This is a genomic window from Micromonospora sp. LOL_024, assembly GCF_048060415.1.
Lineage (GTDB): Bacteria > Actinomycetota > Actinomycetes > Mycobacteriales > Micromonosporaceae > Micromonospora.
In genome coordinates, this window is record NZ_JBHMIS010000018.1 from 1 (window position 1) to 14,011 (window position 14,011).

General features: G+C 69.1%; 14 protein-coding genes. 10 read left to right on the forward strand and 4 right to left on the reverse strand.

Going from position 1 to position 14,011, the window contains the following annotated elements; genetic code table 11:
• Positions 1-408 (reverse strand): AMP-binding protein (locus ACFHWY_RS18445; protein ID WP_416581448.1); only part of this gene is annotated, 408 nt, incomplete at its 3' end.
• A 361-nt stretch (positions 409-769) separates the two neighbouring features.
• Here ACFHWY_RS18445 and ACFHWY_RS18450 point away from each other — a divergent pair.
• From ACFHWY_RS18450 to ACFHWY_RS18460, 3 genes are all read left to right on the forward strand, one after another.
• Positions 770-2,548, forward strand: a complete 1,779-nt coding sequence (locus ACFHWY_RS18450; protein ID WP_416581449.1) for a condensation domain-containing protein — start codon at positions 770-772, stop codon at positions 2,546-2,548.
• A gap of 72 nt (positions 2,549-2,620) precedes the next feature.
• Entirely contained in the window at positions 2,621-3,574 is a 954-nt protein-coding gene (locus ACFHWY_RS18455) for a TauD/TfdA family dioxygenase (protein WP_416581537.1), read from the forward strand.
• A gap of 365 nt (positions 3,575-3,939) precedes the next feature.
• Complete coding sequence (locus ACFHWY_RS18460; protein WP_416581450.1) at positions 3,940-4,704, forward strand: thioesterase II family protein; 765 nt, start codon at positions 3,940-3,942, stop codon at positions 4,702-4,704.
• Positions 4,705-4,764: 60 nt separating this feature from the next.
• Here the strand turns inward: ACFHWY_RS18460 and ACFHWY_RS18465 are convergent, their stop codons facing one another.
• Entirely contained in the window at positions 4,765-5,379 is a 615-nt protein-coding gene (locus tag ACFHWY_RS18465) for a helix-turn-helix transcriptional regulator (protein WP_416581451.1), read from the reverse strand.
• A gap of 20 nt (positions 5,380-5,399) precedes the next feature.
• Positions 5,400-6,002, reverse strand: a complete 603-nt coding sequence (locus tag ACFHWY_RS18470) for a response regulator transcription factor (protein ID WP_416581452.1) — start codon at positions 6,000-6,002, stop codon at positions 5,400-5,402.
• Positions 6,003-6,446: 444 nt separating this feature from the next.
• Between ACFHWY_RS18470 and ACFHWY_RS18475 the strand changes: the two genes are divergently transcribed.
• Genes ACFHWY_RS18475 through ACFHWY_RS18505 form a run of 7 tightly spaced genes read left to right on the forward strand, consistent with a single transcriptional unit; the run spans position 6,447 to position 12,434 of the window.
• Positions 6,447-7,433: a class I SAM-dependent methyltransferase gene (locus ACFHWY_RS18475; RefSeq protein WP_416581453.1), complete on the forward strand. Its 987-nt coding sequence runs from the start codon at positions 6,447-6,449 to the stop codon at positions 7,431-7,433.
• Complete coding sequence (locus ACFHWY_RS18480) at positions 7,430-8,245, forward strand: 2-keto-4-pentenoate hydratase (RefSeq protein WP_416581454.1); 816 nt, start codon at positions 7,430-7,432, stop codon at positions 8,243-8,245. Before ACFHWY_RS18475 ends, ACFHWY_RS18480 begins: the two co-directional genes overlap by 4 nt.
• A 28-nt stretch (positions 8,246-8,273) precedes the next feature.
• The gene (locus tag ACFHWY_RS18485; RefSeq protein WP_416581455.1) at positions 8,274-9,170 is read left to right on the forward strand and encodes an acetylating acetaldehyde dehydrogenase; all 897 of its coding nucleotides are present in this window, start codon (positions 8,274-8,276) and stop codon (positions 9,168-9,170) included.
• Positions 9,167-10,231, forward strand: coding sequence for a 4-hydroxy-2-oxovalerate aldolase (gene dmpG, locus ACFHWY_RS18490; protein ID WP_416581456.1), 1,065 nt, complete (start codon positions 9,167-9,169; stop codon positions 10,229-10,231). The genes ACFHWY_RS18485 and dmpG overlap by 4 nt, the downstream gene beginning before the upstream one ends.
• Positions 10,224-10,451, forward strand: coding sequence for an acyl carrier protein (locus tag ACFHWY_RS18495; protein WP_416581457.1), 228 nt, complete (start codon positions 10,224-10,226; stop codon positions 10,449-10,451). The genes dmpG and ACFHWY_RS18495 overlap by 8 nt, the downstream gene beginning before the upstream one ends.
• Positions 10,444-11,505, forward strand: a complete 1,062-nt coding sequence (locus ACFHWY_RS18500) for a histidinol-phosphate transaminase (RefSeq protein WP_416581458.1) — start codon at positions 10,444-10,446, stop codon at positions 11,503-11,505. Before ACFHWY_RS18495 ends, ACFHWY_RS18500 begins: the two co-directional genes overlap by 8 nt.
• Positions 11,505-12,434, forward strand: coding sequence for an LnmK family bifunctional acyltransferase/decarboxylase (locus ACFHWY_RS18505; protein ID WP_416581459.1), 930 nt, complete (start codon positions 11,505-11,507; stop codon positions 12,432-12,434). Before ACFHWY_RS18500 ends, ACFHWY_RS18505 begins: the two co-directional genes overlap by 1 nt.
• Before the next feature lie 288 nt (positions 12,435-12,722).
• Here the strand turns inward: ACFHWY_RS18505 and ACFHWY_RS18510 are convergent, their stop codons facing one another.
• Entirely contained in the window at positions 12,723-14,009 is a 1,287-nt protein-coding gene (locus ACFHWY_RS18510) for an MFS transporter (RefSeq protein ID WP_416581460.1), read from the reverse strand.
• Positions 14,010-14,011: the final 2 nt, after the last annotated feature.

The window sequence follows — 14,011 nt, forward strand, 5'->3', positions numbered from 1 at the left end:
GGCGTCGGCGTCGGCGTCGGCGTCGGCGTCGGCGTCGGCGTCGGCGTCGGCGTCGGCGTCGATGAGCTGAGCCCGCCCGTACGTCTGACCGACGAAGTCGAGGAGCTTCTCCCGCTCGGGTGCGGGCGAGGCCGGGTTCAGCGGCAGCAGTGGCAGACCCGCGGAGAGGACGGCCACGATGTCGACCACCGTCTGGATCGTGTTGCTCGCCTCGATCGCGATGACCGCCGGACCGGTCCGCCGGGCGGCGGCGTCCACCAGTGCGTCCGCCCGCCGGCCACTCAGCTCGGCCAGCTCCCGCCACGTCAGTACCTGCTCGGCGGCGCCTTCGTCGAAGCCGACAACTGCGGGCTGATCGGTAGACTTCTCCGCGATAGCAGTCATCCGCTGGCGGATCGATACGCTCATTCGGGCCTCCCACGATCGAGTGCGTCGTCATCCACCCGGCGGTCGGCGACATGCTGGTCGGGCCGACCGTCGTGAGCGAACCGCAAGCCCACGAGGCAGACCGAGCCGGCGCACACAGGACGGACGCAGGTCGATGATGGCTCGCGATGCCTGGCGCACGCAGAGAACAACCGGCAGAACAACGCACACGATCTGACCCGCGAGTAGCTGCCGGTCCTTCTCTACCGCACGGCGCGGGCCGCTCAATAGCCTGGCGCACATGGTCTCACCAGGGCACGTCGATAGTGCCGCGCCGAGCATTCGGACGACGCCGGCCCACCAGGCAAACCGGACCCGCGGTCCCCGCCGCCGGGGGCGATCGGTGAGCCTCATTCCGCAGCCGTCGGTGACCGTACGGTTCACCGGAACGCGGGCGGCCGACGGGCCACTCAATATCGGCCAGTACAACATCCTGCAGTGGCTGCGCCGTGAGTCGGAACAGTTCTTCGCGGCTGTCGCGGGGGAACTCGACGTTCCGGCCTCAGCCGTGGTCGATGACGTCGCCACGGCACTCGCAGTCCTGGTCGAACGGCACGAAGGACTGCGCACGACGTACGTCGACGGCGTCGAACCACAGCAGTTCGTGCACGCCAGCGGCGACCTTGTCGTGGAGGTCTACGCAATCGAGGCCGCTGACCCGCAACTCGTCGACCAGGCCAGCCTGTCCAGGGACCTCACCCGGCGGTTGCGCGCTGCGGGCGCGTACCGCATAGGCGAACTGCCGCTCCGGGCCGCCCTCGCGGTACTGCCCAGTGACGCCTCCACCAACTCCACCCCGCTGGTGCGGGCCGCGGTGATCGGCTGCTCGCATCTCGCTGTCGACTATCAGGCCATGGAGATCATCAAGCGTGAGTTCGCGGACCTGATCCGGGATCGCACCGCACGGCCAGCCGGCGGAGCACCGATCCAGCCGTTGGACCTGGCCGCCCTCGAACGCACACCCAAGGCCCTGCGGCGCGAGGAATCGGTCATGAGCTACTGGAAGGACCGTCTCTCCCGCATGCCGCAGTGCCTGTACCCCGTCCCGAGGGTCGCGGCCGGCAACGGGTCGGTAGCCGTCGAAATGACCTCCACCGCGGCCGGGATGGCGTTGCGAGCGGTCACGGCCCGCACCAGGACGAGTCGCGCCAGCGTCGTGCTGGCTGCCGTCGGCGCGGTGCTCTCGCACCGGATCGGCACCCGGGATCTCGTGCTCCCCACCCTTTCTGCCAATCGCTTCGAGCCGCATCTTCGGCAACACGTCGGCAGCCTCGCGCAGCTCACGTTGATCACGCTCACGATCGGTGACACCACCTTCGACAGGCTGGTCCGGCAAGCGTGGGCCGCAGTCATCGACGCGAGCCGGTACGGCCGCTACGACGTGAACCGGCGGAGCGCCATCGGAGACCGGATCGAACACGAGCGCGGCATTGCATTCAGCCACGAACCGCTGTTCAACAACCTTGTCATCGAGTCGGGTCCAGCAACCGGCAGGGCCACGGCACCGGTACCCACGGCGGGCGAGCTGGATGCCGCACGGCACGCGACGCACCTCCGGCGGCAGACGATGCCCGCCGGGACCACGCTGATCCGGTTCGACCTCTACGAGACCGACACCCAGTTGCGTCTCGGCTGTTGGAGCAGCGACACCGGCCGCATCTCCGACGACGAGGTCGAGTCCCTGCTCGTGGCGGTCGAGAACCTGCTGATCGCGGCCGGTTCCGGAGACCTCGACGCCCCGGAGATCCGCGGCTCGATCCCGCTCAGCCCGCTTCAGCGGGGCTCCGGCTGGCTGCTCGTTGACGGCTGCTGGGTCGAGGTGGCCGAAGTGCAACGGCTGCTCGACGACGGGATGGCGTCCACGGGTGCCAAGGTTTTCACCGCCGTCAACGGCCTGCCGCTGGTCGCTCATCTGGCGCGCACCGAGTCCGTAAGCACACCCGAACAGGCCCACGCCGTTTGCATGGCAGCGCTGAAGGCGTATCCGACGGCGATGGCGCCACAGCACTACGTCATCTACGAGCGCGTCCCCGGCGACCGCGATGACCCAGCCGCGTGGACCGACGTTTGCTGCCAGGGATCCGGCCGAAACGTCAGTACCGCCGACCCGGGGCTCTGCTGATCCCAACCGCCCACCAAATTCGACGAAGGGAGCCGACGGGTGACCACGACCAAGATCACGCCCGCGCGTCTCATGCCCACGGTGTCACCCGACGAGTCGGCACTGCCCGGTGTGCTGACTGCGCCCACCGGCGGCGTACCGGCCGCGAGCCACCTCGCAGGGGCCCGGGACTCGGTCCGCCGGCAGCTGCGTACACACGGCGCGGTCCTGCTGCGTGGCTTCGACATCGGCGACGTCAGCGAGTTCGAACGAGTCGTCCGCGCGGTGTCCGGCGCGCCGTTGTCCTATGCCGAGCGGTCGTCACCACGCAGCACCATCGAGGGCCGGGTCTACACGTCGACGGACTACCCGCCGACCGAGGAGATATTCCTGCACAACGAGAACTCGTACCAGGCGACCTGGCCGTTGACGTTGTTCTTCTACTGCATCACCCCGCCCGACACCCTCGGTGCCACCCCACTCGCCGACACCCGCCGGATCCTGCACTCGATCGACCCGGCCGTGCTGGAGGAATTCACCCGGCGCGGCTGGACCGTGGTGCGTAACTTCACCGAGGGCTTCGGCGTGCCATGGCAACAGGCGTTCAACACCACCGACCGGGCCGAGGTCGAGCGCTACTGTGCGCGTAGCGGTGTGCAGGTTCAGTGGATCGGGCGCACCGGCCTGCGTACGACGGCCCGCCGACGGGCGGTGCATCAGCACCCCGTGACCGGCGAGACCGTCTGGTTCAACCACCTCACGTTCTTCCACGTGACCACGCTGCCCGAGGAGGACTGCGAGGGGTTGCGGGAGATGTTCGACGAGGCGGACCTGCCCACCAACACGTACTACGGAGATGGCGGGGCGGTCCCCGACGACATCGTGGCGCACCTGCGCGACTGCTACCGCGCTGCCCAGCGCCGCTTCGACTGGCAACGGAACGACGTGCTGATCGTCGACAACATGCTTTCCGCCCACGGCCGCGAACCGTTCACCGGATCACGCAAGATCGCCGTGGCGATGGCCGAACCGTCCCCGGTTTCGTAGTGGCAGGTGACACAGAGCGACGGAGGGTCACCTTTGTGGCGACCCTCCGTGAGTCTCTCGGAGGAGGGGATAATCAGCCCCACGGAGTGTCGCCGGAAACAGCGACCAACGATGCGGGCGGCGTGAAGATCGGGCGCGGGCCGGAAACCATTGAGACTCGCAACTCAGTACCCCTTGTCTGCTTCGGCTTTCGTGCCGGCTGCCGCCGACAGAAACGAAGCTATGGCCGGCCGTTTTCAGCTCACCATCACAACGCTTTCCTCGCCGACCGGGACCTACCCGATCGGCGATAGCGAAACGGAGGCGCCCGAAACGATGACTGGGTAAAAATTGCCTACTCTCCATCTACGAAGGCGACCTTCCTCATGGCCTCATGGCTGGTCCACCGGACCGATCTGCCGCGTGCCGACACCGCGGCGCTGATCTGCATACCCAGCGCCGGTAACGGCGACCTCCAGTTCGACCGGTGGCCCGACACCGTCGGCCCGTGGTGCGTTGTCCGCGCGCCGGCTCCGGGCGGACCAGGCGGCGAAGCACCGCCGACGAGCAGCGCGGCCCCAGCCACGCCGACGCCATCAGGGCTACCGGAGCGAACTGCGGAGTTCGTGGCCCACCTCGTACGTCGAGGGGTCAAGAGGTTCGCGTTGTTCGGCCACGAAGGCGCCGCGCTGCTGGGCTACCAGGTCGCGGTCGAATTGGACCGGCGGGGCGTGCCGGCACCACTGCGCCTGTTCGTGTCGGGTTGCCCCGCACCCCAGTATCTCAGTCGGTATACCGCCCAGGCACACGTCGAACCGACCGACGACGAACTGATTGAGCGCGTGCTGGCGACCGCGGTGGCCATCGGCGGCAACCCGCTGCCTTCGATCGTTGCGACCGGCGTGTGTGCCCTCCGGGCCGAACTGGCCGCGTTGCGGACCTATCGGATGCCACTCCCGACACCGCTACGCTGCCCGCTGACCACTATTCGGTGGCTCGACCATGGCATCGGGCCGGAGGCACTGGCCGGCTGGTCGGCGTACGGGGACACCGATCTGGTGCAGTTGCCCGGGTCGGCGTTGAGCTACGCGACCGAGCCAGCCGACCTGTTGCAGGTCATCGCGGACCGAGCGCCGGTGCTCGGCCGGTGACATCCCTCGGTCGGGTGGTGACACCGGCCGGCCCGGCGCCACAGATCCCGGACGACGGACTCAGATCAACCCGGCCTCTACCCCACAGGCCACGGCGTGTACGCGGTTGCGAACCTGCAACCGCGCCATCATGTCGTATATGACGTTCTTCACCGTGTGGTTGGAACACAGCAGCGATCGGGCGATCATCGCGTTGTCCTGACCCTCGGCCATCAACGCGAGCACCCTCGTCTGCCGGGGCGTCAGCGGTGACCGGCCGTCCGTCCGGGACGTTCCGGCAGGATCCGGTGTGCCGGCGCCACCGAGCACCCCGACGAGCACCTCGTGCGGCAACCGGACCTCTCCGTCCCGGGCCGCCTGCAACGCGGCAGCCAATCGGCTCGGTGTGGCGTCGGCGAACCTGAGCATCACCAGAGTCCCGGCGCGCAGTACGCGGACCACGTCCGCCGGCGAGAAGCGGTCCGCGACCACCAGCCTCCCCTGCGGCGCGGACCGCGGCTGCGGCGGGCACACCACCAACGCCTCACTCACGGTAGCGACCGCGGTAACGATGACGGTGTCCGGTGATCTGTTCGGCTCGGGCACCGACGTGACGCCGGCCTGCCGCAGCGCGGCCAGCACCTCGGCCCGGATGGTCGCGTCCGGGGCCACCACATGTGCGGTCGGCGCTGTCACGATCTTCTCCTGTTCGCCGTTCACAACATCCCGGCCCGCAGGGCGAAGGCCACCGCGTGGGCCCGGTTGCGCAGCCGGAAGCGCCGCGTGATGTCGTGCACGACACTCGTCACGGTACGCGGCGAGTAGCACAGTTCCTGCGCGATCTCGCCGGTCTCCCGGCCGTCGGCGAGCAGCCGCAGCACCGCGCGCTCGCGGTCGCTGATGTTCGACGCGAGGGTGCCGGCGGGAACGGCCGGGGCGGCGAGCAACCGGTCGAGCATGTCCGGCGAGACCGTGCAGTCCCCCTCGCCGGCGGCCAGCACGGTACGGGTGAGCCGGTCTGCGGTCGCCTCCCGGCGCCGGAGCATCCCGCGCGCACCAGCCGCGATGGCCCGCAGCGCGTCAGCCGGCTCCACCTCGGGCACCACCAGCACCACTTCAGGCCGGCCCGCCCGGGCACGGACGGCCCGCACCAGATCCAGCGCGTCGTCGCCGAGATGGTCGACCACCAGGACCGTGACCGCGGAGGTCTCCCGTGCTGTCACCACGGCGATGTCCGGGCACCCGAGCATCGCGCTCGTCACGCCCGCCTCCAGCACGGGGTCGGTCGCCACGACGTTGACCCACATCGGTTCGCCCATCACGCCTCCTTCATCGCCGCGCCCTGGCGTGGCGTGGCGTCGGATAGTCCTGGGCGAATGGTTTCGCGACGAGCTAACTGATCGCTCTCGGCTCGCTGTCAGCCGCCGGCGCAGGACGATAGCGGAGCATCGACTCGCTATCGTCGCTCGGCGTCGGCCGTGGCGCTGGTACGCCGGCCCGGCTGCCCTGCGACCCCACTTCCCGCGACACGATCGACGACCGACAGGCGAAAGAAGCAACGACAGTCGATGTCCTCCCGCATGTCTGCCGATCCTTCTCTGCAGGCGGTCATGGTCCCGTGACACATTGACGGTCGTTCCACATCAGCTTCGAGGCTCGACACCATCCGCGGGATCGCCGGCCTCCTGCCTGGACGGACACGAACCAGAACAGCAAGGGTCGATACCGAACAATCGCCGACTCGGCGGAACGTGGGTGAGAAAGTGATCAGTTCTGACGTCAGTGAAATCGCTGCGGATCTTGCTGCGAACGCCGCACTTCTGGAGATCGCCGAGAACTTGGGTCTTTCGCCGCTCCTCGATCGTGGCACGCCGTTCACGCTGGCCGACGCAACGACCGCAGCTGGCGTTCCCGAAGCTCGTACCCTGCCCTTCCTGCGCGCCATGGTCGCCGCCGGGCTGCTCGAGCGCAACGCCGAGACCGGGCCGTTCGCGGCCTGTGCACAGCTCGCGGAGCGGCGGTACGAGGTGGGCTACCTCTCCTGGTCGCTCGATGCGAACCGTCCATACATCGATCACGCCGAGCGGTTCCTTCGCGATCCGGAGGCGGCCGGCCGGCGACACCAGCGCGATGGCCGACGCGTTGCGGTCTCGTCCCGCTGGATCGGCTCGCGTGGCTTCTATCCCGGTGTGCTGTCCGAGATCCTCAACCGCAAGCCCCGGCGCGTCGTCGATCTCGGCGCCGGCGCGGGCGCACTTCTGATCCGGCTCCTGACCGAGCTGCCGACCAGCACCGGCGTGGCCCTGGACCTCAGCTCGGGGGCTTGTGAGGAGGCCGAACGCGCCGGTCGCCGCGCTCAGGTGGGCGACCGGCTGACAGTGGTGAACCGGTCCGTCGAGACGCTCGTCGACGACCCCGGTCCACTGGACGGCGCGGACATCGTCCACGCCGGCTTCGTCATGCACGACGTCGCTCAGACTCCCGAGGTCTTCGCGGGTGTGCTGCGGGCGTGCCGCGAGCACCTCGCCGACGGCGGCTGCCTGATGGTCACCGATGCGGTGCCGTACGTGGACACTCCGGGCGAGCGTGCCTTCAGCGCCCTGTTCAGCTATCTGCATGAGAGCTCGATGGGCGTGCGGCTGCCGACCGAGGACCAGTGGTGCGGACTGTTCCGGCAGGCCGGCTTCTCCGAGGTGACCAGCACCCGTCTGCGGATGCCCGGCAGCCGCCTCTTCGTGGCCACGCGATGAGCCGGGACGGCGACTCACCAGCCCCGGCGGAGCACGACGCCGAACGCATGGCCGTGGCGCTGTACGAGGCGCGGAGGAAACGCGTGCCGATCGCTCCGCTCACCGACACCTGCCCCACGCTCGACGCGGTGGGCGGATACGCCGTGCAGCGGAGACTGACCGACCTGCTGATCGCCGATGGGGAGCGGGTGGTCGGCTACAAGGCAGGACTCACCTCCGCCCCGATGCAGGCGATGTTCGGGGTCCACGCCCCGGACTACGGCCCGGTGTTCGCCTCGACCGTCCACCCGGACGGTACGCGCTTCGCTCGCGGCGAGTTCATCTCCCCGAAGGTGGAAGCCGAAATCGTCTTCCGCCTGGCGGGCCCGTTGACCGGTCCTGGCGTCACTGTGGAGCAGGCCCATGCGGCGATCGGTGAGGTCATCGCCGGTCTCGAGATCGTCGACTCCCGGATCACGGACTGGCGCATCCGGCTGGGCGACACGATCGCCGACCTCGCCTCGAATGGCGCAGCCGTGCTGGGACGCCCGGTCCCGGCCCGCGCGAACCTGGACTACCGGCTCATGCGAATGGCCTTCCGCCGCAATGGGGAGCTGGTCGCGTCCGGCCGGGGCACCGATGCTCTGGGCGACCCGGTGGCGGTGGTGGCGTTGCTGGCGAACCTGCTGGGCGAGAGCGGCGTCACGCTGGAGGCCGGGCAGCTGGTCATGACCGGAGCCCTGCACGCCGCGATCCCGATGATCCCCGGTGACCGCTACGACGCCGAATTCGATCATCTGGGCACGGTAACTCTTCGAGTCGCGAATGCGTAGGCACCCGGGTAGGAAGGCGATCCCCTCGATGAATTCAGAACGACGGCTGTCAGTTGGGGTACTCGGCGCCGGCCTCATCGGCGTCGACCTGGCGATGAAGGTCGAGCGGTCCGCCGCGCTGGACCTTCATCTCGTGGCCGGCCGGACGGCCGAAAGCTCGGGCCTCAAGCAGGCCGCTCGTCTGGGACTGCCGGTCGCAGGCCGGGGCCTGTCCTCACTGTCCGAACTCAACGAACCGCTCGACGTGGTCTTCGACGCCACCAACGCCGGCTCGCACGCCGGACACGCCGATGCGCTGGTGCCGCTCGGCACACTGCTGGTCGACCTGACGCCGAGCCGGATCGGACGCATGGTCGTCCCCACCGTGAACGACGCGGACGTCGCCGCTCACCGCGACCTCAACATGGTGAGCTGCGGCGGGCAGGCGTCGGTGCCGATCGTACGGGCGATCGCACGAGCCCACCGCATCGACTATGTGGAGGTGGTCGCGACCGCTGCGACGCTCAGCGTCGGCCGAGGGACCAGGCTGAACCTCGACGAGTACGTGGAGACCACCCAGGACGCGCTCCGCGAGTTCACCGGCGTAGAGAATGTGAAGGCCCTCCTCAACATCAGCCCGGCGCGTCCCCCGGCGACCTTCAGGGTCGCCATGTCTCTGGTCGGTGAGGGGCTGACCCACGACTCGGTGCGCCCACTCGTGGCGGACGCCGCCGCCGACGTCCGCGCCTTCGCCGCCGGCTACACCGTGACGAGCTGCATCGTGGACGACAACATGGCGTTCATCGCCGTGGAGGTGACCTCTGCGGGCGACCAGATACCCGCCTACGCGGGGAACCTCGACATCATCAACTCCGCATCGATACGGGTCGCCGAGCGTTGTGCGGTGGAACGCCGATCGAAAGAGGTCATGGAGGTGGCGTCATGAGCCAACAAGCCCCGGTGAGTTCACCGAGACAACCGATCCTGATCCATGACCCGACGTTGCGCGACGGACACCACGCCGTCCGCCACCAGCTCGGGCGGGAGCAACTCCGCGCGTACGCCGAAGCCGCGGACGCCGCCGGGATACCCGTCGTCGAGGTGGGGCACGGCAACGGCCTGGGCGCCTCGTCCCTGCAGGCCGGCCGAGCCCTGCTCAGCGACGAGGCAATGCTGTCGGTGGTCCGGGATGCGTTGACGACCAGCAAGCTCGGTGTGTTCATGCTGCCGGGCTGGGGCACGACCGGGAACATCCGGCAGGCCATCCTGCACGACGTCGACCTCGTCCGGGTCGGCACCCACTGCACCGAGGGCAACCTGGCCGAACGCCACCTCGGGCTCCTGCGCGACGCCGGCGTCGATGCACACGGCGTTCTGCTGATGAGCCATATGGCCAATCCTGAGCGCCTGGCCGAGGAGTGCGTACGGCTCGTCGGGTTCGGTGCGACCGGCGTGGGCATTCTCGATTCCTCCGGCTGCTACCTGCCGGCGGATGTGACCACGCGTATCGCGGCCATCCGGTCCGCCGTCGAGGTACCGGTGATGTTCCACGGACACAACAATCTCGGTATGGCGGTAGCGAACTCGATCGCGGCCGCCGACGCAGGTGCCACCATCCTGGACGCTTGCGCCCGGGGGTTCGGCGCGGGGGCCGGCAACACGCAGCTGGAAGTTCTCGTGCCCGTACTCGAGCGGCTGGGCTACGACACCGGAGTCGACCTCTATCGGCTGCTGGACGCGGCGGACATCGCCGAGCGGGAACTGATGCCCGCGCCGCCCACCATCGATTCGATCAGCGTAGTGAGTGGCCTCGCGGGGGTGTTCTCCGGGTTCAAGAACCGGGTGCTGGACGTCGCCGCTCGCGAGGGCGTCGATCCGCGCGATGTCTTCTTCGAACTGGGCAGCCGGCAAGCGGTGGCCGGACAGGAGGACCTCATCGAGGACGTGGCGCTCGCGTTGCGTGCCGGGTCCACGGGCCGAGGTGAACGGATGGCAAGCCATGTTTGACCAACTCAAGACCATCCTGGTCGAGGATCTACAGATGCGGACCGAGGACGTCGTCGCCACGGCCGATCGCGCCGAGGTGGGCCTCGACTCCCTCGCCGTGGTCGAGCTGTCGGCCCTGCTCAGCAAGCGGCTCGACATCCAGATCTCCGACTACGAACTGCTGGAACTCGTGACGGTCGGCGAGATCGCCGATCTGGTCGCGGAGCGCTGTCGTGGTTGACGCCGCCCGACCGACCGCCGGAGGGCGCCATGCCGCCACACGGGTCCTGTCGCGCAACGAGTCATCACACAGCCCGTCGCCGGACATCGTCGCCACGGTCGCGGCGAGCGGCCGGGAAGTCAACCGCTATCCCGACCCGGCGTGTACCGGCCTGACCCTGGCGCTCGCTCGCCGGCACGGTGTCGAACCGGACCGGGTGGCGGTGGGCGCCGGGTCCTGTGCGCTACTCCAGGCGCTGTTCCAGCTCGCCGGGCCGGGTGCGCCGGTTGTCCACGCCTGGCGATCCTTCGAGTACTACCCGATCCTCGCTGGGCAAATGGGGATCTGCTCGGAGCGGGTGCCGCTGGCCGACGACGCGCACGACCTCACCGCCATGGCCGACCGCATCACCGCCACCACCCGGCTGGTCGTGATCTGCAACCCCAACAATCCCACGGGTACGTTGATCGGCCTGGACCGGCTGCGCGCGTTCCTCGATCGCACCCCGCCCACCTGCCTTGTGGCCCTCGACGAGGCGTACTTCGAGTACGTCGACGAGCCGGTCGGGACCGGCGGCCTCGGGCTGTGCGACACGTATCCGAACCTGGTGGTCCTGCGCACGTTCTCGAAAGCGTACGGCCTGGCAGGACTTCGGATCGGCTATCTCATCGGCGCCCCGCGCATCGTGGCGTCGCTGCGCGAGCTGTCGCTGCCCTATGCGGTGAGCGGGCCGGCCCAGCACGCGGCAGTCGCTGCCCTCGGCATCGAGGAGGTGCTCCTGGCGCGTGTCCGAGAGACGATCGCCGAGCGTACCCGGGTGCGCGCGGCCCTGATGGCCGACGGCTTCGCGGTCCCCGCCAGCCAGGCCAACTTCGTGTGGCTCGGGCTCGGCGAGGACGCGGGCCCGTTTGGCCGTTGGTGTGCACGGACCGGCATCGAGCTGCGGGCCTTCGACGGTGACGGCATCCGGGTGTCGATCGGATCGCCCTCGGACAACGACGCTCTCCTCGCGGCGGCACACCAGTGGCGCGTCCCCGACGCACCGGAACTACTCACGACTGGAGCGGTGAGATGATGCCCGAGAACACAGTCCTCTCCCGGAAGGTGGTCGTCGCGCCGGGAATGTGCAGCGGTGGTTCTCTGATCTTCGGGCGAATCGGTGACTGGACGTGGGAGGCGGTGGCCGAGGCCTGCCGCACCACCGTGCACGCCGCTCGTACCGCCGAGGGCCAACCGACCTACCTGTCCTTCTACTACTACCGGGTGCGGGGCGGGAAGGTCGTTCACCCGCACGGCCTGGCCTTCGGCGACGAACTCGAGGTAACGTCGAGGGTCTTCCAGTTCGGCGGCGGCTCGGTTCTCACGCTGCACCGGCTCGCACCCGCCGGTTCCGGCCTCGGCACAGCGTTCCTCGACCCGGCGGAGGTCTACGAGACGCCGGACCCGGAGTGCATGTACGCGGAGACGCTCAACCGGTGGATCGCCCGGGGCCAACCGGACAGCAACCGGGTTCTCTCCGAAACCGTCCCCCACGACTTCGACAGCGCCGAGTTGCCGCGACTTCCCAATCAGTTCTCACCACGTACGCTCGTCGGCCGCGCCCGCGGTGCGGGCAGCTTCCTCACCCCGGCGCCGCCGGGATTCGCGGTCGCCGGAGACGAGCAGTCCTTCGAGTACGCCTTGGACGCCATACGGGACATCAACGGCGCCGGGCTGGTCTACTTCGCCGCGTACTTCTCGATTTTCGACACGGCGCTGTTGCGTCTGTGGCGGGGGCTCGGCCGTACCGAGCGACAGTTCCTCCAGCGGCGGGTGATCGATCAGAAGGTGGGCTTCTTCGGCAACGCCGACCTGGGCTCACTCTTCACCGTCACCGCGCGGCGGTGGCAGAACGTCACCGAACCGCTCTCCGAGATCGCCGACCTGGAACTCCGTGACACCGCCACCGGTCGGCTACTGGCCGTCGCGGCGATCGAGACGGAAACGCCGTCGGCGCCGTCCTGAGGACGACGTCGACGTGACAGGCTGCGAGCCGGCCTACCCCACCGGCCACCCGACGGGTGCGGTTGCGAATCCGCGACCGCGCCCGTCAGTTCGTGGCTGACGCTCGTCACCGCGCGGTCGCTACAGTTCTCGACTACCGGGGCCGTGACCGCGGCGCTCCCTTCGCGTCGTCACCAGGGCGGTGTCCGGGCCGACGTCGGCCCGGACATCATCTACTGCGCCTGTCGGGTCGACTGTTCCACGTGGGCGCCTGCTGCCAGCCGGCCCGCCAGCACCGGGCTGCAGTGGCTACCGGGCAGCTACCGGCTCGGGCTCGGGCTGTGGGCTGGTCAGCGCCACCGGATGGAAGTGTCGCAGCGTCACCACGAGATTGACAGCCGCAAGGGTGGACAGGGCCGCGAGGACGAGCAGGGTCGTCGTCACCCCGAAACGGCCGATCGCCATCCCGCCGGCGAGGAAACCCAGCGGGCCGGCGATGTTGCTGATGGTCATGACCGCCTGGATCACCTTCGCGCGGATGTCGGCCACGAACCGGGTGGCCAGGATGCTGAAGAACGGGGCGTTGGACAACGGAAGTGCCGCACCGGACACCGCGAGCGCGGCGACCAGGACCGGCACCGGCACGTCGAACAGCAGCACCCACCATGGAAGAACGAGCTGGAAGGCGGCCAGCCCGAAGACCAGCGTCGGGGACAACCGGCTGCCGATCAGGTAGCTGACAGCCGCCCCGGCGATCGCGCCGGCACCGAAGCCCGACAGCAGCAACCCACCGACCTTGGCGTCGCCGGCGAAGCGGTCGAACGCCAGCAGCGGCAGCGCGAGCATCAGGACCCGCATGAGGAAGCCGAAGCTGACGGTCGTGAACATCACCCGTCGCAGGAAGTCGTCCCGGAGCAATGCGCGTACCCCGGCCAGGATCTTCGCGTGGTCCGCGGTCTGCCGTTCCTGCGGAGCTGGCGCCGACGGTTCCGTCCGCCGCCCGCGTGGGACGAACCACCACAGCAACAGACCGGACACCGCCGAGGTCGCGGCGTCGAACAACAGTACCTTCTCCGCGCCGAGCGTCGCGATCAACACACCCGCCACGGCCGGGCCGGCGAGCGCGGCGATGTTGAAGCATCCTTCCAGAACGCTGTTCGCCCGCATCAGCGCCTTCGGGTCCGGACCGGCGAGGTCGGTGGCCAGGTCGCGTTGCGCGGCGAAATAGGGCACTCCGAGCACCCCGATCACCGCGACGATCGTCAGGAGCAGGGGAAAGCTGAGCAGGTTCACCGCGACCAGCGCGGGTATCGCCGCGATGGCCGCGGCCTGCGCGACGTCGATGACCACCATGGTTCGGCGTGCGCCGTACCGTTGAATCACCTCGCCGCCGGCGAATCCGAGCAGAGCCATGGGCAACACCGACACGGCGAACACCAGACCCGCCCGCGGTGCCGAGCCGGTGCTCTCCAGCACCAGCCACGGCAGCGCGAGCGTCGTCATCTGGGTTCCGACAGCAGAGCCGCCGCCTGCGGCGTACACCGCCGCGAGGGCCCGTCTGGCGCGGGCCGGTCCGGCTTGTTGACCGGTTGACATGA